At 67.2% G+C, this 22,426-nt stretch carries 19 protein-coding genes; 6 read left to right on the plus strand and 13 right to left on the minus strand.

What is annotated here, in order from left to right:
* Positions 1-18 precede the first annotated feature (18 nt).
* From AC06E7_RS08415 to AC06E7_RS08440, 6 genes are all read right to left on the minus strand, one after another.
* The gene (locus AC06E7_RS08415) at positions 19-729 is read right to left on the minus strand and encodes an HAD family hydrolase (protein ID WP_478064109.1); all 711 of its coding nucleotides are present in this window, start codon (positions 727-729) and stop codon (positions 19-21) included.
* 9 nt (positions 730-738) lie between these two features.
* On the minus strand, positions 739-1,839 hold the full coding sequence (locus AC06E7_RS08420; protein WP_068848627.1) for an AI-2E family transporter: 1,101 nt from the start codon (positions 1,837-1,839) through the stop codon (positions 739-741).
* Positions 1,840-1,934: 95 nt separating this feature from the next.
* A complete protein-coding gene (locus AC06E7_RS08425) occupies positions 1,935-2,405 on the minus strand; it encodes a protein sip-5 (protein ID WP_184126124.1) in 471 nt (156 codons plus the stop codon).
* Positions 2,402-2,902: a phage holin family protein gene (locus AC06E7_RS08430; protein ID WP_478064112.1), complete on the minus strand. Its 501-nt coding sequence runs from the start codon at positions 2,900-2,902 to the stop codon at positions 2,402-2,404. Before AC06E7_RS08430 ends, AC06E7_RS08425 begins: the two co-directional genes overlap by 4 nt.
* 6 nt (positions 2,903-2,908) lie before the next feature.
* Entirely contained in the window at positions 2,909-3,271 is a 363-nt protein-coding gene (locus tag AC06E7_RS08435; protein WP_068848632.1) for a hypothetical protein, read from the minus strand.
* 135 nt (positions 3,272-3,406) lie between these two features.
* Positions 3,407-4,834: a Do family serine endopeptidase gene (locus AC06E7_RS08440; RefSeq protein ID WP_068848634.1), complete on the minus strand. Its 1,428-nt coding sequence runs from the start codon at positions 4,832-4,834 to the stop codon at positions 3,407-3,409.
* Positions 4,835-5,090: 256 nt separating this feature from the next.
* Between AC06E7_RS08440 and AC06E7_RS08445 the strand changes: the two genes are divergently transcribed.
* From AC06E7_RS08445 to AC06E7_RS08460, 4 genes are all read left to right on the plus strand, one after another.
* A complete protein-coding gene (locus AC06E7_RS08445) occupies positions 5,091-8,372 on the plus strand; it encodes an LAGLIDADG family homing endonuclease (protein ID WP_478064114.1) in 3,282 nt (1,093 codons plus the stop codon).
* 181 nt (positions 8,373-8,553) lie between these two features.
* Positions 8,554-9,486 (plus strand): histone, encoded by a 933-nt coding sequence (locus AC06E7_RS08450; protein ID WP_478064116.1) that lies wholly within the window; start codon positions 8,554-8,556, stop codon positions 9,484-9,486.
* Between the two features lie 60 nt (positions 9,487-9,546).
* Positions 9,547-10,254, plus strand: a complete 708-nt coding sequence (locus AC06E7_RS08455; protein ID WP_184126120.1) for a TSCPD domain-containing protein — start codon at positions 9,547-9,549, stop codon at positions 10,252-10,254.
* Positions 10,255-10,264: 10 nt separating this feature from the next.
* Positions 10,265-10,945: a hypothetical protein gene (locus tag AC06E7_RS08460; RefSeq protein ID WP_068848642.1), complete on the plus strand. Its 681-nt coding sequence runs from the start codon at positions 10,265-10,267 to the stop codon at positions 10,943-10,945.
* Positions 10,946-10,994: 49 nt separating this feature from the next.
* Here AC06E7_RS08460 and AC06E7_RS08465 read toward each other — a convergent pair whose 3' ends face one another.
* Positions 10,995-11,354 carry a DUF1428 domain-containing protein gene (locus AC06E7_RS08465; RefSeq protein ID WP_449324666.1) on the minus strand — a complete coding sequence of 120 codons (360 nt, stop codon included), beginning with the start codon at positions 11,352-11,354 and terminating at the stop codon, positions 10,995-10,997.
* A 711-nt stretch (positions 11,355-12,065) separates the two neighbouring features.
* On the opposite strand from AC06E7_RS08465, the gene AC06E7_RS08470 reads away from it, so the two are divergent.
* Positions 12,066-12,638, plus strand: coding sequence for an OmpO family porin (locus AC06E7_RS08470; protein ID WP_093534988.1), 573 nt, complete (start codon positions 12,066-12,068; stop codon positions 12,636-12,638).
* 275 nt (positions 12,639-12,913) lie between these two features.
* The gene (locus AC06E7_RS08475; protein ID WP_478064120.1) at positions 12,914-13,339 is read left to right on the plus strand and encodes an NUDIX domain-containing protein; all 426 of its coding nucleotides are present in this window, start codon (positions 12,914-12,916) and stop codon (positions 13,337-13,339) included.
* A 10-nt stretch (positions 13,340-13,349) separates the two neighbouring features.
* On the opposite strand, the gene AC06E7_RS08480 is transcribed toward AC06E7_RS08475, so the two are convergent.
* From AC06E7_RS08480 to AC06E7_RS08505, 6 genes are read right to left on the minus strand one after another with little or no spacing between them, the layout of a single operon-like run.
* Complete coding sequence (locus AC06E7_RS08480) at positions 13,350-14,453, minus strand: sugar kinase (RefSeq protein ID WP_184126116.1); 1,104 nt, start codon at positions 14,451-14,453, stop codon at positions 13,350-13,352.
* Positions 14,450-15,631, minus strand: coding sequence for a GDSL-type esterase/lipase family protein (locus tag AC06E7_RS08485; protein ID WP_478064122.1), 1,182 nt, complete (start codon positions 15,629-15,631; stop codon positions 14,450-14,452). Before AC06E7_RS08485 ends, AC06E7_RS08480 begins: the two co-directional genes overlap by 4 nt.
* A gap of 29 nt (positions 15,632-15,660) precedes the next feature.
* Complete coding sequence (locus AC06E7_RS08490) at positions 15,661-16,416, minus strand: SDR family NAD(P)-dependent oxidoreductase (RefSeq protein ID WP_145481097.1); 756 nt, start codon at positions 16,414-16,416, stop codon at positions 15,661-15,663.
* A 37-nt stretch (positions 16,417-16,453) separates the two neighbouring features.
* Positions 16,454-17,743: an MFS transporter gene (locus AC06E7_RS08495; protein ID WP_478064125.1), complete on the minus strand. Its 1,290-nt coding sequence runs from the start codon at positions 17,741-17,743 to the stop codon at positions 16,454-16,456.
* Positions 17,740-19,977 (minus strand): oligoalginate lyase, encoded by a 2,238-nt coding sequence (locus AC06E7_RS08500; RefSeq protein ID WP_478064127.1) that lies wholly within the window; start codon positions 19,975-19,977, stop codon positions 17,740-17,742. The genes AC06E7_RS08495 and AC06E7_RS08500 overlap by 4 nt, the downstream gene beginning before the upstream one ends.
* Positions 19,974-22,136: a polysaccharide lyase 6 family protein gene (locus AC06E7_RS08505; RefSeq protein WP_478064129.1), complete on the minus strand. Its 2,163-nt coding sequence runs from the start codon at positions 22,134-22,136 to the stop codon at positions 19,974-19,976. Before AC06E7_RS08505 ends, AC06E7_RS08500 begins: the two co-directional genes overlap by 4 nt.
* Positions 22,137-22,426 lie beyond the last annotated feature (290 nt).

The following is a 22,426-nucleotide window of genomic DNA, read 5'->3' on the forward strand; positions in this document are numbered from 1 at the left end:
GTCGTGCTCCGTTCGTGGTCAGGCGGTCTGTGCCGATGCGTTCGCATCGAGCCAGTCGGCCAGCCCGGTCAGGGTGTCGAACTGCAGGTCAGGCTGCAGCGAAGGATGGTGCCAGGTGTGTTCGACGCGGTTGATCCAGCAGCCGCGCAGGCCGGCCTGCATCGCGCCCACCACGTCCATTTCGATGTGGTCGCCCACGTGCAGCACCTGCGCCGGGGCCACGCCCAGGCGCTCGCAGGCAGCGTGGAAGATGCTGGCGGCCGGCTTGGCCGCGCCGTGTTCACGCGAACCCAGCTGGAAGGCGAAGTGGTGCTCCAGCCCGATCCGGGCCAGGTCGGCGTTGCCGTTGCTGAGCGCGGCCACCGGCACCCGGGCGGCGATGCGGGCCAGTGCGTCCACCGCATCGGGGTAGAACTCCACCTGGTTGCGTGCGGCGTAGAACGCCTCGTAGGCCGGTTCCAGCAGGGCCAGGTCCGCCCCGCTGTTTTCCAGCGCCTCGCGCAGGGTGAGCCGGCGCAGGGCGCTCAGGTCGTAGTGCAGGTGCGGGTTATCGCGGAAGGAGCGCTCACGCAGTTCGCGCATCGCCGCCACCGGGTACATCGCGGCGGTGGCGGGACTGTGCTGGAGCATCCACTCGTACAACACCTGGTCGATGCGGGCGCCGATGGGGGCGAACGGCCACAGGGTGTCGTCGAGGTCGAGAGTGATGGCTAGGACGGGAAAATTCACCCGCCCATTCTACTCCAACAGTTTCGCCCACCCCTGGGTGCCGTCCAGGCGCGCCAGCACCAGCTTGATGCAGACCAGCAGGGGGACCGACAGCAGCAGGCCCACCATGCCCCACAGCCAGCCGAACACCATCAGCGCCAGGATCAGGATCAGCGGCGAAATCGCCATCTGCCGGCCCAGCACGATCGGGGTCACCACCTGGCCTTCAATGGTGTGCAGGGCCAGGTAACACGCCGCCGGCAGCAAGGCATGGAAGGGGTCGCTGAACTCCACGAAGCCCATCAGCAGCATCAGCGTCACCCCGATCAGCGGGCCCACGTAGGGTGCGAAATTCAGCAGCGCCGCTACCGTGCCCCACAGCAGCGCCTCCTGCAGGCTGATGCCCAGCAGCAACAGCACCCCGGAGAAAATCAGCCCCACCAGCGTGTTGATCACGGTGATGGTCAATACATAGCGCGAGACCTCACGTTCGATCGAACGCAAGATGTCGGTGGTGAACCGCTGCTGCTGCCGGCTGGGGAACAGCGCGATGGCATGCTTCTGCAGGTTCTGCCCATAGATCATGAAGAAGAGCGTCAGCAGCACCACCGCCAGCACGGACGCGGCCAGGCGCGGCGCCCGGGTCAGTACCTTGTACGGGTCATCCAGCTGGGTGCGCACCACCTGCACCCGGCGGCTGCCCTCGCCACCCGCCACGCGCGCGAAATTCTCCGCCGCCTGGTTGGCCTGCTGCACCGGCTTGGTCAGGTTCTGCACCTGCCGGGCCACCTTGCGCAGCTGCTGCGGCGCTTCCTGCGCCCATTCCATCGCCGGGCCCACCAGCTGCACGCCCAGCGCGGCCGTGCCGCTCAACCCCACCCCGATCACCAGCACCGCCGCCAGGAAGCGCGGAACCCACAGCCGGCCCAGCAGGCGCAGGATCGGGTTGCCGACCAGCGCGAAAAACATGGCAAGCAGGATCGGCAGAATGATTTCCTGCGCGGCCCACAGAGTGAACGCCACCGCCAGCATGGCCAGCACCACCAGCGACATCGGCGCGCGCGGGCGCGGCGGGGGCGGTACCGGTACCGGCAAGGGAGCGTCGGCAGGGGAGGGCGCAGGAACGCTCATGCAGGTCGCACGCTGGAGAGGAGACGCATTATTGGGCAACCCGGGTGCGTGCGGCGTGTGGAATGGGAGGGCCGGCCAACGGCCGGCGCTACCGGTTAACGTTCGGAAACGTCGGTGGCCGCTTCCGCTGGCAGTGGCTGCGGCTGCGCCGCCTCCTGCGTGGCGGTCACCCGGGCCCGTGGCGCAGCGGCAGGGGCGGCGGCCCGAACCGGTGCTGCAGGTGTCGTCGGGTCGACGGCTTCATCCACCTTGTCCGCGGCCTGTTCGGCGGTTTCGGCCGCCTCATTGGCCTGCATCGAGGCGAACGCCGCCTGTGCGCTGGCCAGCAGGTTGGACACCGAACCAATCATCTGCAGCCAGCGGGCCCCGTGGAAACGGGTGCTGCCGGGCTCCAGCTTGCCGGCCAGGAAACCACCGGCCAGGCCCACGCTGATGATGCGCAGCGGGGTCCAGCCTTCGCGCCAGGCCTGGCTCAGGGTGAACCAGCTGCACTGGGTCTGGTCGACCCGGATCGAGACCACCTGTTCAGCCCGCTTGACGCGGTGGCGAAGGGCTTCGAACTTCATGGCGTACGCTCCGGTGCCCGCACATCCGCATCGGGATCGTCTTCGGTGGGCTCATCGAACAGGCCCAGCCGCGACAACTGGCGGCGGGTGGCATGCATGCCGGTGTGGCGGAAGAAGAACGACACCCGCCAGATGGCGTAGCCGGTCATCGCCAGGCTCACCAGCGAGGTGATCAACAGCGAATGGAACCAGGACAGGCCCCAGCGCTGCATCAGCGCAATCAGCGTGCCGGCCAGCAGCAGCCAGGCCGAGGCGCCGAACACGATCGCCACCCCGCTCCACGCCAATGCCCGACCGAACGCACTGCGTGCCAATGCAAATTCAAAGGAGGCCAGCCGACGCAGCGAACGCAGCGTGTGCTTGGCCGAATCCACGGTTGCGCGGCCGGCCTGGCCGACCTCGCGGATGCTTTCATCCAGGCGCGGCGCGCGCTGCTCGCCCTCCGGTGGAGGCGTTGCCGCCCCACCGTCAGGCGTCGACTGTGCTTGATCGCTCACGCCGACTTACTTGTCGCCGCTGCGGGCAAGCTTGGCGATGATCCAGCCGGCGGCAAACGCCACGCCGAACGAGGCCAGCGGGCGCTCGCGGATCAGCTCGGCGGCGCTGTCGACCAGGTCCTTGCCCTTGTCCATCAGCGCATCGACCTGTTCCTTGGCAGCAGCACCGCCGAATTCAGCGGCAGCCAGCCCGGACAGAGCGGTGTCGGAGAGTTCGGCCTTGACGTTGGCCTTGCCGATACGCAGTTCGTCGGTCGCCGCGCCAGTGGCGCCCTTGATCGCGCCGCCGGCAGCGGTGGCAGCCGACTTCAGGTGCGAACCGGCTTCACCCAGGTGTTCCTTGAGGTTTTCGGTATTGGTGGGGCTCATCGTGTATCTCCGTAGTAAGCGATGGGGAAGGTGACCGCAGGCCATGCCGGTCGAAGCGAACTCAAGGTAATAGCACTGGCAGGGTGTAGAGGGCGTCAGCTGGTGTGATCCGCGCGCGAAGGTTGCCTGACCGGTTCAGCGCATCTCCAGTTCGCCGCGCGCATTGCCGCGCACCACGCGCAGCACCAGCTGCTGCGGGCGCTGCTGGAAATTGGCGCGCCAGCTGGCCAGGTCGGCGAATTCACCCACGCTGGCCTGGATGATCAGATCGCCGGCGACCAGGCCCGAATTCGCCGCGCGGCTGCCGCGCTTGACGTCGCTGACCATGACCCCGCTGCTGCCGGCCTGGCGCAATGTCTCGGGCAGGTCGACGAAGGTGGCGCCGCTCAACCGCGGGTCCAGCGATTCACCGGCAACCGCGCGCGGCTGTTCCTTCAGCGTGGCCTTGAACGTCAGCGGCTTGCCATCACGGCGCACCTCCAGAGTCAGCGCGCTGCCCACCGGCTGCAGGCCCTCCACGTTGTGCAGCGCCACCGCGCCATCGACCCGCTGGCCGTTGGCCGACACCACCACATCGCCCGGCTTCAGCCCGGCCGCAGCAGCGCCCGAACCGGCCAGCACGCGGGTGACAAGCGCGCCACGCGCTTCGCTCAGGCCCAGGTTCTGCGCCAGCGCCTGGGTGAGGTTCTGTGCTTCGATGCCCAGCGTGCCGCGCACCACCACGCCATGCTTGATCAGCTGGTCCACCACATCGCGCGCCAGGTTGGTCGGAATGGCCAGGCCCAACCCGATGTTGCCGGCCATGCTGCCCTGCGGGTTGAAGCTGGCGGTATTGATGCCCACCAGCTGGCCCTGCAGGTTGACCAGCGCGCCGCCGGAGTTGCCCGGGTTGATCGAGGCATCGGTCTGGATGAAGTTCTGGTAGCCCAGCCCGCGGATACCGGTGCGGCCCACCGCCGAGACGATGCCCGACGTGACCGTCTGGCTGAAGCCGAACGGGTTGCCGATGGCCACCACGAAATCGCCCACGCGCAGCTGCGTGCTGTCGCCCAGCGGCAGCGCGGTGAGCTTGTCGGCCGGAATGCGGATCAGCGCAATGTCGGTGTCGCGGTCCGAACCGAGGAACTCGGCCTTGACCGTGCGCCCGTCCGACAGCGTCACCTGCACATCGTCGGCGTTCTCGATCACGTGGTGGTTGGTCAGCACCAGGCCTTCGGCCGCATCGATGATGACGCCCGAACCGAGCGATTCGTTGATGCGCTCCTGCGGCACTTCGGGGAACAGGCGGCGGAAGAACGGGTCGTTGAAGTACGGGTTGCGCACCCGCACCACCTGCTTGGTATTGACGCTCACCACCGCCGGCATCACCCGCTCCAGCATCGGCGCCAGCGAGGGCACCGGCTGCCCGGCCACCGACGCAGGCAGCGCGGCGGTCGCCGGAATGGCCAGCGTGGCCGGCGCCGCTTCAGCGCGGTTGTCCAGATGGGCGTTGATGGCGGAAGCGACAAAGCCTCCGAAGGCGGCGGCAAGCGCGAGCGTGAGCAGGGTCGGGAGCGGTCGCATGGGAGTCCGGTGGGCGGAAAACACGTATACGGTAAATCAAGCTGAACGAGTCTGTGCGCTGCCGGCTAAACCGGCGATGAAATCGACCCCGGCCACCGCCGCCCCTGCGACCTTCCGTGCCGTTGACACGCCCCCGTGCCGGCGTAAGCTGGATCCAGGCCGGCCACTAGATGTTGCGTTGCCGACCCAGAGTGCCCCAAGGCGTTGGGTCCGCCAGCGGGCACACCCGGTGACCACGCGATGGAGCCTGCCTCGAATGCGTACGGTGCAAACGGACGTGATTCCCCCGGAGCTGGCCACCGGCGACGTGCCGCTGCAGCCGGCGTCGCTGGATATCTGGGACAAAAAGTACCGGCTCAAGACCAAGCAGGGCCAGGCGCTGGATGCGGATATCGACGCCACTTACCTGCGCGTGGCGCACGCCCTGGCCGATGCCGAACTCACCGAGGACAAGCGCCGGCACTGGCGCGAGCGCTTCACCTGGGCGCTGCGCCGTGGCGCCATTCCCGCCGGCCGCATCATTTCCAATGCCGGCGCGCAGGCGCACAAGCCGGCCACCAGCACCATCAACTGCACCGTCTCGGGCACGCTGGAAGATTCGATGGACGGCATCCTGCGCAAGGTCCACGAAGCCGGGCTCACCCTCAAGGCCGGCTGCGGCATCGGCTATGAATTCAGCACGTTGCGCCCGCGCGGCGCGTTCGTGGCCGGGGCTGGCGCGCACACCTCCGGCCCGATGTCCTTCATGGATATCTTCGACAAGATGTGTTTCACCATCTCCTCGGCCGGCGGCCGCCGTGGTGCGCAGATGGGCACCTTCAACGTCTCGCACCCGGATGTGCGCGATTTCATCCGGGCCAAGCGCGAAGACGGCCGGCTGCGCCAGTTCAACCTCTCGCTGCTGATCACCGATGGCTTCATGCAGGCCGTGGACAACGACGCCGAGTGGCCGCTGGTGTTCCCGCTGAGCCGGCACGAGGCCGGCGAGTTCGACCTGGCCGATCCGGCCACCGTGCAGTGGCGCGAATGGCCCACCCACCGTGACTACGTGGTCCGCGAAGATGGCCTGGTGGCCTGCCGGGTCTACGGCCAGATCCGCGCCCGGCACCTGTGGGACATGATCATGGTGTCCACCTATGACTACGCCGAACCCGGTTTCATCCTGATCGACCGGGTCAATGAAATGAACAACAACTGGTGGTGCGAGGACATCCGCGCCACCAATCCCTGCGTCACCGCCGATACCTGGGTGCACACCGCCGCCGGGCCGCGCCAGGTGGCCGAGCTGATCGGGCAGGGGTTCCACGTGCGCGTGGAGGGGCAGGACCATGCCACTACCGATGCCGGGTTCTTCCGCACGGCGCGCAAGCCGGTGCTCGCCCTGCAGACCCGCGAAGGCCATCGGCTGCGGCTGACTGCCGACCATCGGGTTCGCCGGGTCACCCACCGCACCCGCTGGGAGGTGCAGAGCGACTGGTGCGAGGCGGGCCAGCTGCAGGCGGGGGATGAGGTACTGCTGCAGGACCATCGCGCCGCGCCGCACTGGCCGGGTGCGCTGGCGCATGAGCAGGGTTACCTGCTGGGGCTGCTGATGGGCGACGGCACGTTGAAAGAGGAAGGCGCTGTGCTCTCGGTGTGCAGCCCAGCGGCAGTGGCCAATGGCGCGCCGGCGACGCCGGCACCCGGAGCGCTCGCGCTGATGGGTGAAGCGCTGCGCTGCGCGAAGACGCTGCCGCACCGGGCCGATTTCACCGGGTGGTCCGAGGTGGGCGGCCGGAGCGAATGGCGCCTGAAGTCCGCGGCATTGCGTGATCTTGCCCAGCAGCTGGGCATGTCCCCCGGTGATAAGCCGATTACCCCGGCGCTGGAAAAACTTTCCAGCGATGCCTGCCGTGGCTTCCTGCGCGGCCTCTTCGACGCCGACGGCAGCGTGCAGGGCAACCAAGGCAAGGGCGTATCCGTGCGGTTGGCGCAGTCTGATCGCCCGCGCCTGGAGGCGGTGCAGCGCATGCTGCTGCGGCTGGGTATTCCCGCCACCCTCTACGCCCGCCGCGAGGCCGGACACGCCGTGCTGCCGGATGGCCGTGGTGGCCAGCGTGCTTACCCCACCCTGGCCCAGTTCGAACTCGTGATCAGCGGCGAAGGCGTAGCCCGCTACGACGCGCTGATCGGGTTCGCCGACACCGACAAGGCCGCGCGCCTTACCCGGACGCTGGCCGCCTACCGCCGCACGCTCAACCGCAGCCGCTTCTTCGCCACCGTCGAAAGCGTGGATCCGGACGGGGTGGAAGACGTCTACGACGTCCAGGTACCTGGCATCCACTGCTTCGACGGCAACGGCCTGCATGCCCATAACTGCGGCGAACAGCCCTTGCCCCCGTACGGCGCGTGCCTGCTCGGCTCGGTCAACCTCACCCGCTTCGTGCGCGAGCCGTTCACCGCCCAGGCCCGGTTCGACTGGGACGAATACAAAGAGGTGGTGCGGGTGTTCACCCGCATGCTCGACAACGTGGTGGAGGTCAACGGCCTGCCGCTGGAGCAGCAGCGCCAGGAGATCCTGCGCAAGCGCCGGCACGGCATGGGCTTCCTCGGCCTGGGCTCCACCCTGGCCATGCTGCGCATGACCTATGGCGCGCCGGACGCCTGCGACTTCACCGAGGCCATCGCCCGCGAGATGGCCGTGGCGGGGTGGGAAACCGGGCTCAGCCTGGCCCGCGAGAAAGGGCCGGCGCCGATCATGCAGGAGACCTTCGAGGTCACCGCCGCCATGCTGCGCCAGCGCCCGGAAATGGCCGCCGATGGCTGGCGCGCCGGCCAGCAGATCGAGGGCAAGGTGCTGCATGCCCGCTACAGCCGTTACATGCAGCGCATCGCCAGCGTGGCCCCGGAGCTGGTGGAGGAGCTGGCCGAGATCGGCGCCCGCTTCACCCACCACAGCTCCATCGCCCCCACCGGCACCATCAGCCTGTCGCTGGCCAACAACGCCTCCAACGGCATCGAGCCCTCGTTCGCCCACCACTACAGCCGCAACGTGATCCGCGAGGGGCGCAAGAGCAAGGAGAAGGTGGACGTGTTCTCCTACGAACTGCTGGCCTACCGGCACCTGGTCAACCCGCAGGCCATGCCGTTCGCCGACGAGGATGGTGCCCGCCTGCCGGGCTACTTCATTGCCGCCGACGACATCTCGCCCAAGGCGCACGTGGATGTCCAGGCCGCCGCGCAGAAGTGGGTGGACAGCTCCATTTCCAAGACCGCCAACGTCCCCACCGACTACCCCTACGAGCAGTTCAAGGACATTTACCGCTACGCCCACGCGCAGGGATTGAAGGGTTGCACCACCTTCCGTTTCAACCCCGCCGCGTTCCAGGGCGTGCTGGTCAAGGAGGCCGATCTGGAGAACACCACCTACCGTTTCGAACTCCAGGACGGCGCAGTTGTGGAGGTAAAGGGCAATGAACAGATCGAGTATGACGGCGAATTGCACACCGCCGCGAACCTGTTCGACGCGCTCAAGGAGGGCTATTACGGCAAGTTCTGATTGTGCAGCCGAAGCTGTTTTCAAGTGGTTTCATGCGTGATTCCCGTCCGCGCCGGATGCATGGCGCCGGCCGGGCAAGCACAAAGGCGGCTCACGGGCTGCGACAAGACCGTTCCACGATCGTCCGCGCCGGTATAGCATCGCCAGCGAAATCACTGACTGGCCCCTCAGGAGGCAAAACATGAGCAACGGAAATGGCGTCACCGCGACCCTGTCGCAGGGTGTGGAAACTGTGAAAGAAACCGCCGGCAACGTTGGCGAGACCATCGCCCACACCGCTGAAGAAGTGGTCGCCTCGGTGAAGAAGACCGCCAAGCGCGCGCGCAAGGCTGCCACCACCCAGGTTGCCAAGGTCAAGAAGGCCGTCAAGAAGGCCGAGAAGACCGTCGCCAAGAAGGCTGACAAGGCCGCCAAGTCGGTCGGCAAGAGCCTGGCCACGGCCAAGAAGAAGCTGGAAACCGCCAAGAGCAACGCCAAGGCCGAGGCCGCCGCGCTGACCAAGAAGGTTGCCAAGAAGAAGGCCGCTGCTGAAAAGGCCGTGACCAAGACCACCAAGGCCGCCAAGAAGGTTGCCGGCAAGAAGGTCGCCACCGCCAAGAAGGCCGTGACCAAGAAGACCGCCGCCGCCAAGAAGGTCGTGGGCAAGAAGGCTGCCACCACCAAGAAGGCTGTCGCCAGGAAGTCGGTTGCTGCCAAGAAGGCCGTGAGCAAGAAGACCGCCACCGCCAAGAAGGTTGTTGGCAAGAAGGTCGCTACTGCCAAGAAGGCTGTGGCCAAGAAGTCGGCGGCCACCAAGAAGGCCGTGGGCAAGAAGACCGCCACCGCCCGCAAGACCGTTGGCAAGAAGGTCGCTGTCGCCAAGAAGACCGTCGCCCGCAAGTCGGCCGCCACTAAGAAGGCCGTGACCAAGAAGACCGCCACCGCCCGCAAGACGGTCGGCAAGAAGGTCGCTGTCGCCAAGAAGACCGTGGCCCGCAAGTCGGCCGCCACCAAGAAGGCTGTCGCCAAGAAGACCGCCGTTGCCCGCAAGTCGGTTGCCCGCAAGGCTGCACCGGCCAAGCGCGCCGCCAAGACCGTGGCCCGCAAGGCCCCGGCCAAGCGCGCCCGCAAGTAAGCAGGTAATGCACGGCGCCTGCCCCTTGGGCGGGCGCCGTGAACAACGAGGAAACGCACCATGGCTGTCAGGATCGATCAGAAGATCACCGGGTATGCCGTCGTCACCCCCGAGGAGACGCGCCAGGCAGCGCCTACCGCCGCCCCGCTCCCGGACGCCGCCAACGACATCGTGCAGATGCACGAGCGCATCGAGCGCCCCGACGTCCTGGTCGGCAACACCTACAAGATCAAATCGCCGATGGTGGAGCACGCCTTCTACGTGACCATCAACGACATCGTGCTCAACCCGGGCACCGAACACGAGCTGCGCCGGCCCTTCGAGGTGTTCATCAACTCCAAGTCGATGGAGCACTTCCAGTGGATCGTGGCGCTCACCCGGATCATGTCCGCCGTGTTCCGCAAGGGCGGGGACGTGACCTTCCTGGTCGAGGAAATGAAGGCGGTGTTCGACCCGCGCGGCGGCTACTACAAGATCGGCGGGGCCTACATGCCCTCGCTGGTGGCCGAACTGGGCAGCATCGTCGAACACCACCTCAAGTCGATCGGGCTGCTGCACGACCCGGAGATGAGCGCCGCGCAACGCGCGCTGATCGCTGAAAAGCGCCGCGAGTACGAAGCGCGGGAGAGCGAAGAGCTGGCCATCACCGGCGACGGCGCCAGCTTTCCGCCCAGCGCCAGCATGTGCGAGAAGTGCTTCACCAAGGCGCAGGTGTTCATGGACGGCTGCGCCACCTGTCTGAATTGTGGGTACTCCAAGTGCGGGTGAGCTGACGCCGATGCGCAACCTGGACTTCAGCTCCTGGCAGGCCATGCTCTCCACCCTGGTCGGGCTGGCGGTCATCACCCTGATCGGCGTGGGCATCCGCTTGGTGTTCATGCAGACCCTGCAGCAGCGCCGCGAGCGCGAGAACCGCCAGATCAACGAGCGGCTGCGCACCCTGATTGCCGCCTACAAGACGCTGGGTGGGTCGTTCACCGGCGCGCTGCATGTCGATCCGCGCCACCTGCGTGACCTGCGCCAGGCGCCTGGCGAAGGCGACGAGACGTTGAACCTGCCACTGAGCACCGGCAGCGACCGCGCACGCCGGATCCGCGATGCGGTGGAAGCGGCGCTCTCGGACATCGTGCTGCTGGGCACCGACGACCAGGTGCGGCTGGCCGCACACGCGGCCAACGAACTGGCCGCAGGCCGCGCGGTGCCGACCGCCGAGCTGGTGGTATCGCTGCGCGACTTCATCCGCGAGGCGCTGGACCTGGCGCCCATCCCCGCCAGCGTGGCGATTCCGCGCCAAGGCCCGGCGCGGCCTGCGGCCGGTGGTGCGCGGGGCAAGGCCGAGGCCGGCGACCGCGCCGGGGGCAAGGGCGGCGGCGGTGGTGGCATGGGCGGCATGGGCGGTGGCGGCGCCGGGGTGGGCATGGGCCACGGCCAGGACGACGACAGCAGCCACGCGCGCTGAGCGGGGCGGGTGGCTGCCTGGGCCGTCGATTCGCCCGCTACAGCGCCTGCTACTTCCTGAGCTCCACGATCGGTACGAAGCCGCCATAGATCATTCGCTTGCCGTCGAACGGCATGGGATTGTTGGCCGGATCCATGCGCGGGTCCTTCATCATTTTCTCCATCCCCGCATCGCGGGTGGCCTTGTCCGGCCATTCGATCCAGGAGAACACAACCGTCTCATCCTCCTTGGCTTCTACGGAGCGGAAGAAGTCGGTCTGCTTGCCGTGGGTGACGTCATCACCCCAGCACTCCACCACGCGCAGCGCGCCGAATTCCATGAACACCGAATCGCCTTCGTTGGCGTGTTTGATGAATTTGTCTTTGTTGGCGGTGGGTACGGCCAATACGAAACCGTCGATATAGGACATCTGCAGCCTCCGGTAACCGGTGCACCACGGCGGGCACCTTCAAGGAATACGACGCGTGGGGGCGCGGGAAATCGACAGTGCCTCCACAGCAGGCTGAAGGCGGTGATGATTTCGTTAATCCGGCATGTGCGGCCGGAAAATCAACGGGTTAAGTCGCTCATGCGCTGCATTGCAGCGAAGCAAGGGTAAGAAAACCCTTAACGACGGTGAGGAACATCCTGATATTCGCGCGCCGCTATCGGCCTCACTATGCAAGCGCCGGGCAGGCCACCCCAAGGGCCCTGCGGTTTGATGCCAGAGCTGCGTCAGCCGGTGCAACACGGAAGATGGACGCGTTAGCCGACTACTCCCCAAGAGCGGCTTCCCCAGCGCGTGACGCCCTGCAAGGGTATCGTCGTGACCGGATTCCCTTCGCCCTGCCGAATCATTTCGGCATGAGTCCAGCGGCGACCTCTCCATCACTTCCATTTCCCTTTATCCCACGCGTTGTAAACGCGAGGTTCATCGTGTGCCGCGAACACACACAGCACACCTGAAAAATGCAGCGCGCGCGTATATGACACGACGCGTCTGAATGAATGCCAAAAATTCGCGTAGCCGAAACCGGCTCACTTCAGGGCGCGTTGTGTCGAATAACGGAGAATTTACATTCCCGATGCAGAAGCCGCTTGCGCCACTGCACGAACGAAACAACAGAAAAGGTGTACCCCCATGAAGACCTCCTTGATTGCCCTGGCGCTCGCCGCCGCTCTGCCGTTCGGCGCTTCGGCCGCTGAAGGCCTGTCCTACAATTACGCCGAAGGCGATTACGTCAAGACCGATGCCGATGGTGGCAAGGCCGACGGTTGGGGTGTGAAGGGTTCGTACGGCTTCCTGCCGAACTTCCATGCGTTTGGTGAGTACAACCAGCAGAAGACCGACATCGGCAACTTCAAGGTTGACCAGTGGCGCGTCGGCGTGGGCTACAACCACGAAATCGCCACCAGCACCGACTTCGTGGGCCGCGTTGCCTACAACAAGTTCGACCCGAAGGAAGGCCTGGACTTCAACGGCTACAGCGCTGAAGCCGGTATCCGCACCGCGTTCGGCCAGCACGCCGAAGTCTATGCAATGGCCGGTTACGAGGATTACAGCAAGAAGCACGGCATCAATCCGGATGGCGCCTTCTACGGCCGCCTGGGTGGCCAGGTGAAGTTGAACCAGAACTGGGGCATCAACGGCGATATCAAGATGGATCGCCACGGTGACAAGGAATGGTCGGTCGGCCCGCGCTTCAGCTGGTAAGCGGCGTCTGATCGCTCCGCTGCGTGCCTGACTGGCGCAGCGACTAGGGCCCGGCACACGCCGGGCCTTTTTTGTGGGCGCGAAAAGCGTACCGACCAACGGTCGGTACCTACCGCCGCATCCATCGGTTGGCGGCCACCACGGATGGTCGCGGGTCCGAAGCAACGGTTGGCGGCCACCACGGATGGCCCCGGGTGCACAGCAGACGGTAGGCGGCCACCGTTGGTGGTCGCGAGCCCGCAGGCGATAATGCCTCCGCCCCCCCGGAGAACCCCATGTCCCAGCCGACCCCACTGCAACAACCCCGTGTCGGCTGTGGCGCCGTCATCCAGCGTCCCGATGGGGCCTTCCTGCTGGTCAAGCGCGGGCGTCCGCCCGAACAGGGCCACTGGGGCCTGCCCGGCGGCAAGGTCGATTGGATGGAGAGGGTGGAAGACACCGTGGTCCGCGAAGTGCTGGAAGAGACCGGCCTGCGCATCGCGTTGGAGCGGCTGCTCTGCGTAGTGGACCACTTCGAGCCGGCGCTGGGCCAGCACTGGGTGGCACCGGTCTACCTGGCGCGCACGCTGGACGACACGCCGGCCGCGTCGCTCGAACCCGAAGCAATCCTTGCCGTGGACTGGTTTGCGGCCGACGCGTTGCCCGCCCCCTTGACCCGCTCCGCCACCGAAGGCCTGGCGCGGCTCGCCGAGCCGCGCTGAACCGCGCGCGCTATCGCCGCGCGGCGGCGCCGTCACCGCGCGCCACCGCTTCCACTTCCTCGCGGCTGGTACATGCGGCATCGCCCGGCGTGGACATCGCCAGTGCGCCATGCGCCGCGCCGAGCTCCACCGCCGCCTGCTCGCCCAGCCCTTCCAGCAGGGCATGCACCACGCCAGCGACGAACGCATCGCCGCCACCCACGCGGTCCAGCAGGTCCACTTCGCGCGCGGCGGAGACGAACAGCGCCTCGCGGTTGCGCAGCGCGCCGGCCCAACCGTTGCGGGCCGCGTTGCTGGCATCGCGCAGGGTGAACGCCACCGCCTGCAGGTTGGGGAACCGTTCCATTGCGCGGAGCGCGGCCGCATCGGCCGGTCCCACATCCATCGGCGTCTCGCGCCGGCCCAGGTCGGCCAGGTCCATGCCCAGGCAGGCCGCGAACGAGTACTCATCGCCAATGAGCAGGTCGCACTCGGCGGCGATGGCGCAGTTGGCATGCCGCGCCGCGTCCGGGTCCGGATGGCTGTTCCACAGGCTGGCACGGTAGTTGAGGTCGTAGGACACCGCCACCCCATGCCGGCGCGCGGCGCGCACGGCAGCAATGGCCGTCTGCGCGCTGTGCTCGGACAATGCGGCGAAGATGCCACCGGTGTGCAGCCAGCGCACCCCGTGCACGCCGAACAGCGTGTTCCAGTCGATCTCGTCAGGCTGAAGTTGCGAGGCGGCCGAGTACGCCCGGTCGGACACCCCCAGCGGCGCGCGCACGCCGAAGCCGCGCTCGGTGAAGTTCAGCCCCATCCGCGTGCTGCGGCCAATGCCGTCGTACTCGCGCCAGAGGATCTGGCTGCTGTCCACGCCGCCGGCCTGGATCAGCTGCTGGGCCAGCAGGCCCAGTTCGTTGCGCGGCAGTGCTGTCAGCACCGCCGTGGCATGGCCGAAGGTACTGCTCAACCCGCGTGCCACGTTGTACTCGCCGCCGCCTTCCCATACCTGGAACTGGCGGGCGTTGCGCACGCGGCCTTCGCCCGGGTCGAACCGCAACATCACTTCACCGAGCGCCATCGCCGCCCAGCGTGGGCTGGCGTGACGAGCCAGCTGGAACTGCTGCGTGCTCATCGTGCCTTGCACCCGAGCACGGCCAGGTCCACGCCATCGGCCATGCGCCGGTAGCCTTCATCGTTGGGGTGCAGGAAATCGCGGGTGATGGCTTCCGGCAGGAACTCCGGCTTGGCCGGATCGCGCAGGATCTGGTCGAAGTCGATCAGCGCATCGAAGCCACTGCGGCCAGCGCGCATCCAGGTGTTGAGCGTGGTGCGGGTGCCGGCCGATACGGGTTCATAGCGGTCAGAGCCGCCGAACGGCGTCATCGTTGCGGCAATGGCGCGGATGCCATTGCTGTGCAGGCGCTCGGCCACCTGCCGGTAGCCCAGCACCATGTCATCGGCGTTGCGGCCGGCCACCGGCGGGGTGCCGCCGTCATGGCGGATATCGTTGATGCCTTCGAACAGGATCACCCGGTCCACGTGCGGCAGCGCGATCACATCGCGGTCCAGCCGGGCCAACGCACTGTGGCTGCGGCCATGGTCCATCACCTTGTTGCCGCTGATGCCGGCGTTGACCAGCACCACCTGGTCCGGGCAGGCCTGCTGCAGGCGGGTGGCCAGCAGCGAAGGCCAATCACCGTTGCTGCCGCGCGTGGCAGTGGCACCTTCGGTGATCGAATCGCCCAAGGCCACCACGACGATGGGTTTACTGCTGCGCTCGGCCAGCACCGCCGACACCACGTTCTGCCGGTAGGCCAGCTTCACCTTGTCGGCAACCTCGGCCTGGCGGCCGTCGGCAATGCGCAGCGCGGTGCGCCGCACCGCCGGCTGGGTGGGTTCGGGGAAATACACGGTGAGTGAGACATCAGCCAGCGCCGGCACCGCCATCGGCACCGGGTCGCTGAGCAGCACCGCGCCCACCGGCACGGTGACCTCGCTGCGCCCGTTGAAGGTCACCAGCTTGGCCGGCGTGGCCGTGCCGGTGCGGTGTGCGGTGGCGCCGCCGATATGCAGCGGCGCCACGCCCAGCTCGTTGGTGATGCGGAAGCGCAGCGCGGTGGCCGAGCTGGCCAGGCGCATGTCCTGGCGCACGGTCTGGTTGGCGAACTGCACCGGAGCTTCCGGCGTGCCGTCCTGGCGGTCGGGCGCCGGCGAGGCGGTCCAGGCCGGTACCCAGACCTGGGCCTGGGTGGGCAGCGCCGCGGCGCTGGTGGCAAGTGCAAATGAAAGTGCAGTGATCCAGCGCAGCATGGCGGCCCTCCCAGGCGGTCAGCGGTCTATCAGGAGAAGTAGGTGCCGCCGTTGACGTCGACGTTGGCACCGGTGATGAAACCGGCCGCGTCCGAGGCCAGGTATACGGCGGTGTCGGCCGCTTCCTGCGGGCGACCCTGGCGGCGCAGCGGGGTGTTGCCGGCCACGGCGGTGCGCACTTCCGGCTTGGTGAACTCATCGTGGAAGCGGGTGGCGATCATGCCGCAGCACAGCGCGTTGACGCGGATACCGCGCGGGCCCAGTTCCTTGGCCATGGCGCGGGTGAAGGTCATCACCGCGGCCTTGGCGGTGGCGTAGATCGAGGCGCCCGGTCCACCGCCATCGCGGCCGGCCTGCGAGGCGAAGTTCACGATCGCGCCGCCTTCGGGCATGTGCGGCACCACCGCATGGGTGGTCAGGTAGACCGAGCTCATGTTGAGGTCCATCACCTTGTGGAAGAACGCCGGGTCGATCTCGGCCAGCGGGCGGCGCTGCACCATGCCACCGGCCACGTTCACCAGCACGTCGATCCGTGGCCCGAACGCAGCCTGCGTGGCGGCAACCATGCCGGCCACGGCCTGCGCGTCGGTCACGTCGGCGCGGTGCACGATGGCGGTGCCGCCGGCGGCCTGCACCTGCTGCAGGGTCTCCTGCGCGCTGGCTTCGTCGTTGGCGTAGTTGATGCACACCTTGGCGCCGGCCGCGGCCAGCTTCAGCGAGATCTCACGGCCGATATCGCGGCCGCCACCGGTGACGATCGCCACCTTGTCCTTGAACTGATTCATTTGGTACTCCAGTGATGCGAGGGGGAAAAGGAAAACCTCAGCGGGAAGGCGGCGCGTCGAGCTTCTCGACGCGTCCGGTCACCAGCCACAGGGCAAGCAGGGAAGCGGGCACCAGCGCCGCCACCAGGATGAAAATGGGTGCATAGGAGTCGCGGGTCATCACCGGCACCAGCCAGGTGGTGATCAGCGTGCCGGCCACGGCGGCCATGCCGCCAAGCCCGGCCAGCGAGCCGACCGATTTGCCGTTGAAGATGTCGCCGGGCAGGGTCTGGATGTTGCCGATGGCGATCTGGAAACCGAACAGCACGAAGGCAATGGTCACCACCGCCCACACCGGGTCGGTGGCCAGCACCGCGCCCAGCAGCGCCGGGGCCATGATCGCGCCGCCCAGGGTGATGACCCATTTGCGTGCGCGGTCCACGCTCCAGCCGGCCCCGATCAGCCGCCCGGACAACCAGCCGCCGCCGAGGCTGCCGATCATCGCGCCCACGTACGGCACCCAGGCAAAGATGCCGATCTGCTTGATGTCGAAACCGAAGGTATCGGCCAGGTAGATCGGCAGCCAGGACACGAACAGCCACCAGATCGGGTCGATGAAGAAGCGCGTGGTGAGGATGCCCCAGGTCTGCCGATGGCCCAGCAGCTGGCGCACGTTCGGCACGTATTCGACCTTGGGCACGGCGGGCTGTTCGACCGGCGCATCCAGGATCAATGCGCGTTCGGCCGCGCTCACCCACGGGTGCTTGTCCGGGCCGGCGCGGTAGATGATCAGCCACGGCAGCAGCCAGACGAACCCGATGGCGCCGATGAGGATGAAGGTGCCGCGCCAACCCAGCCACAGGAACAGCACCGCGATGAGGGGGGCGGAAATGATGGCGCCGATCGACGCGCCGGCGTTGAACACGCCTTGCGCCAGGGCCCGCTCGCGCGCCGGAAACCATTCGGCGTTGGCCTTGACCGCACCGGGCCACGCGCCTGCTTCACTGATGCCGAGCATGGCGCGCACGATGCTGAAGGACAGGATCGAGTGGGTTACCGAATGCAGCGCGATCGAGATCGACCACACCGCAATCGAAAGCGCGAAACCCATGCGGGTGCCGATGATGTCGAACAGGCGGCCGAACACGAACTGGCCGGCGGCGTAGAACAGCATGAACACCGTGACCAGCAGCGCGTAGTCTTCCTTGGTGGCGCCCACGTCCTTGGAAATCTGTGGCCACATCACCGCCAGGGCGTTGCGGTCGATGTAGTTGATCACCGTGGCCACCGCGATCAGCGCCACGATCAGCCAGCGCACGTAGGAACGGGTTCGGGTGCTCACGTTCATTTGCCGCCCTTGCCGGTGGCCGTATCGAAGCGCTTCCAGCCACCGTTCCAGCTCCAGCGCTGGCCGTCGCCGCTCACCTCATGGCTGCCGCCTTTGGACGGGTCATCGGCGATGCCCAGCGCCATCCGCTGGCCACCGGCCAGGTCCAGCACCAGCACGCTGGCGTCCTTTCCGCGGTAGTGCACCAGGCGGTCGATGCGGCTGTTGGCGCCGCGCACGGTTTCGGCGGTGCCGTCGTACTGGCCATGCGGCTCCAGCACCCCGTAGAAGGTCGTGGACGCCTGGCCATCCACGCGCTGCAGCAGCAGCGGTTCGCGGCGCAGGTTGAAGGAAGGATCGTTCGCACCGCTCTCGCCGATCAACGCCCGCGCCGGCGCGGTGCTGGCGAAGCGGTAGGTGTAGAAGCGCCCATCCAGCAGCCAGGTCAGGCTGCGCGCCTCGGTGCCCGGTTCGCTGGAGGCATCCACCCACACGTGCTGGTAGCCGTTGGCCTTGCCCAGCACCGGGCGCGTGGTCACCGCCGACTGCGCCTTGAAGCCCACGTCCATGATGTGGCCGTTGAAGTGCAGCGGCAGGTCGTAGCGGGCCGGCGTGCTGCCGTCCACGCGCAGCAGGTCCAGCACCACCGGCTGGCCCAGCGACGGGTGCGCGAGCAGCGCCTGGGTGCGGGTGAAGCTCACCCCGTCATACGCACCCTCCATGCGTGCCGACACGATCTGGGTGTCGTCGGTCACCGCGAACAGCAGCGGGGCGGGGGCCAGCGGCTGGCCCTTCTTCCAGTCGCCGCCGAAGTGGCTCTGCTCGTTCACCACCAGGGTGTTGTGCGCCAGCGTCTGCCGCGCCCAGCTGGTGTTCTCGGGCAGGTAGATGCCGCCGGATTTGGCTTCGATGTTGAGGAAGCGGGCGGCGCCGTAGTCGGTGACCACGCGCTGGCCGTTGTCGTAGAACAGCCAGTTGAGCTTGTCGAAGTGGCCGTGGCCCATGCCCTGCTTGGTGTTCTTCATCACCAGTGCCTGGCCGTCTTCGCCACCCATGCGCAGGATGGCCAGCGCGCCTTCGGTGCCGTCCGGGCCATCGCGCAGCAGGGTGGGCACGAAGGCGTAGGGTTTGGCCTTGTTTTCAGCCAGCGCCTTGGCCACCTGCAGCCCTTCGGGCGAGAGCAGCACGCGCTTCTGGCCCTTGGCGACCGACAGCAACCGTGCATCGCCGGTGTTGGCGTACGCGATGTCGATGCCCGCCACCAGCTCTTCGGTGTCCAGGCCCTTGTCCAGGATCGCGTCGTTGATCGGGATGAAGTAGCCGCCGTAGCTGCTCTGTACCAGCGCATCCACCGCCTTGAGCAGCACCCCGTCGCGGCGCTTGAAGATGCCACGTTCGGGTTCGTTGCGCTGTACCGCGTTGGCGAACAGGATGAAGGGCGCCAGCGCATAGCGCTGGTAGTAAGGGCCCTCTTCGTAATAGCCATCGGGCGAGAACAGCTGGTCCACCTGCTTGAGGAAGCCGGCGTTGCCATCGCGCTTGCTGCCCTTCAGCGCCTGGTCCACCAGCACCGGGTCGCGCAGCACGTAGCCGGTCATGCCGGTGGCGGCCACCGCCCAGGTGGCGTGGTTGTGGATCTTGTCGAAGTTCTCCGGGTTGCCGCTCAGGAACTGCGCCATCGGCCGGAACACGTTGTCGTCGATGGTGCGGCGCTCATCGGCGCTGAGGCTGTCGCGGATCGCGTCGTAGCCCTGCACCGCGTTGACCAGCCACACCGAATCATTGAGGGTCTGCCAGAACAGACGCCCGGGAATCTGCCCGCGTCCTTCCGGATGCGCGCCCAGGCCGGGGTACAGCGTGGCGTAGCCGAGGAGTACATCGCGCGCGAAGTTCGCATACGCCTTGTCGCCGGTGAGCCGGTACAGCGCGCCTGCGGCCTGGATGGCCTGGTAGTTGCGCTTGTGCTGTTCGTGGGTGTAGCCGCCGCCCTTGTCCTTGGGCACCGGCACATCGATGCCGGCCTTCATCATCGCGCGCACCAGCTTCTCGGCACGGGCCTGTTCCCTGGCGAACATCGGGTAGCCGGCGCCATCGCGGCGCATCTGCTCCCACTGGGCGGCGGTGACCAGCACCGGTGCGCTGCCGGCTTCGGCACCGCGCGTGGCGGCGTTGGGCGCCTGGGCGTGCGCAGCGGGCAGCGCGGCGGCGCTGAAGGTGGCCGCCAGCAGCAGCATCAGGGGCGTGGAACGCGTCATGGCAAAGTCTCGGCTGGGGTATCTGACTGCAGCGCCGCCGTAGCGGTGAACGTGGTGTTGCGCAGGCGCAGGTGCGGCTCGCCTGTCTGATGGGTGAAACGCACCCGGCCGCTGCGCAGCCAGGTGGTGTCGCTCAGGTGGGCCTGCTGCACGCCGTGCAGGCGCAGGCTGGTGTCGCCCACGCTGCCAACCTGTTCCAGGCGGCTGCCGCGCAGCTCGAACGCCGGCCCGGAGGTGCTTTCATCGGTGCCGCCGCGGTACAGGTTCACCAGCGGGCCACCGATGCGCTGGAAGATCGAATCGACAATCTCCACCGTTTCGGCGTTGTAGGTGCCCAGGTCGTCGGTCTCGGCGGCGGCGGCGATCACGCTGCCGCTGATGTCGTTCACCGTCACGCCGTGCAGCCGGATCAACGCGGCGAAGGTGCCCTTGCCGGTGTTGATCACATCAAAGGCCTTGTTGCTGCTCAGGTCGTGGATGCGGCTGTTGGCGATCTCCAGCGTGTAGTCGAACGCCTGGCTGCCCGGCGGTACCCGGATCACCGCATTGCCGGCCGCATCGGGGGCCAGGCTGCCGTCGACGTCCAGCCCGGCCAGGCGCAGCGAGCCGCCGGGGCGGATCTCGAACAGCGACGGTCGTGAGAAACGCAGCGTGGCCTTGCCCTTGGCCGGGCCGATCACGCTCAGCGGGTGGTTTACCGCCAGCACCTGGCTGATGCGGTAGTCACCGGGTTGCAGCTGCAGGCGGTCGCCCGCGGCGCTGGCCGCCACGGCGGTCACCAAGGTGTCTTCGCCGGGCGCGACGCGGTGCGCCCGGCCGCTGTCCAACGCGGCCTGGGTGACCTGTTTGGGATACCACGCCACGCCGACCTGTTCGCGCGGCACCGGCGCCAGGTCGCGCGGTGCGCCCACCTCAATGCCGGCCGGCGGATACAGCAGGCCGTTGGCCGCGCGCTGCAGGGTGAGGCTGCGGCCCTGAACGCCGTTGGGGAAACCGGGTGACGCCGCCGGGCTCTGCACGTTGCCACTGAAGACAATGCCGGAAAGGTCGCCCTGCGTGCGCAGCAGCTCGCCGCTGCCATCGCCGACGAACAGGTTGTCGGCGATTCTGCTGCGCACGGGCATCGCGTTGCGCTCCTCGTCCAGCCCGGCGCCGAGGAACAGGTAGCGCGCCTGCACGAAGCTGTTGTGGCTGATCAGCGCGTTGTCCACCTGCTCATAGCGGTTGAGCGGCGCATCACGGGTGCCGGACATCACGGCCAGCGCCGAGGCAAAGCCATCGCCGGCCACGCCTTCGAAATAGTTGTCGCGCACGATCTGGTCGCGGTTGATCACCCGCACCCCACCGGTATGGGGCTTGCCGTTGCCCAGGAAGATGTTGCGCTCCACCACGTTGCCGTGGCCGTGGCGCAGCACCATCGAGCCGCGTGATTCCTTGAACACGTTGCCGCGGTAGAGGTTGCCACCGGATTTGTTGGAGACGATCTCCACCTCGCCATCGCAGTGCTCGAACCAGTTGTTCTCCACCACCGTGTTGGAGGCCGACTGCGAATCGTGGCTGGTGCCCACCCGGATGGTCTCGCCGCCGTTGCTGCCCAGGTTGGGGCGCGGCCCGAACCAGTTGTGGTCGATGCGGTGGCGGTTGTCCAACCCGCTGGTGGCATTGCGCACCACCACCAGGGTGGTGCCGGCGTTGGTCTTGCCCACCAGCTGGTTGTGGTCGAAGCGATTGAACTTGCCGTACATCGCCACCCAGTTATCGGACTGGGCGCGGTCGGGCTTGTTGTAGCCATCAATCACGATGCCGGTGACCCGGCTGTGCTCGGCCCAGGCCTTGGAGGAGCTGCGGAAGCTCACCACCTCACCACCCGGCGCCCAGCCATCGCGGAAGACCAGGTTGGACACTTCCAGATAGGCCCCGGCCAGCCGCAGCTGCGACTGCCCGCTCAGGATCACCTTCCCGGGCGTCTGCGCGGTAAGACGAATTGGTTGACCAATTGTGCCGGTCCCCGTCAGCAGAAGATCCACGTCCCGCCACGTCCCATCGGCCAGAACGACGGTATCGCCGGCTTTCAGGCCCTTCGCAGCGGCAGCGTACCCAGCGGCGTCATGCACCAGATACTCGGCCGACCAGGCAACGCCAGGCAGGAGCGCCAGCACGGTAGCGGCGGTTCCCAAACGCCGGCCAGTACGGCCGATCGGCCCTATAACGCATGGACCCCACCGAAACCAACGCTGTACCGCCCTACTCACACCCACATCTTGTTGCTGTGCCACAGGCTAACCCTCCCAGATCACCATGGACGCCAACGCGAGTCAGGATGGTAACAGCCTCGACCGCAACGACGTCAACCACAATCGCATACCACTTTAGGCATATGTGGTTGGCCATTTGCGCAAATATCTGCTGCATCCGCACATAAAAGTGGTTGTAACTGGCCTAGGTGCAT

It is taken from the genome of Stenotrophomonas sp. Steno-Z4 (assembly GCF_056393145.1).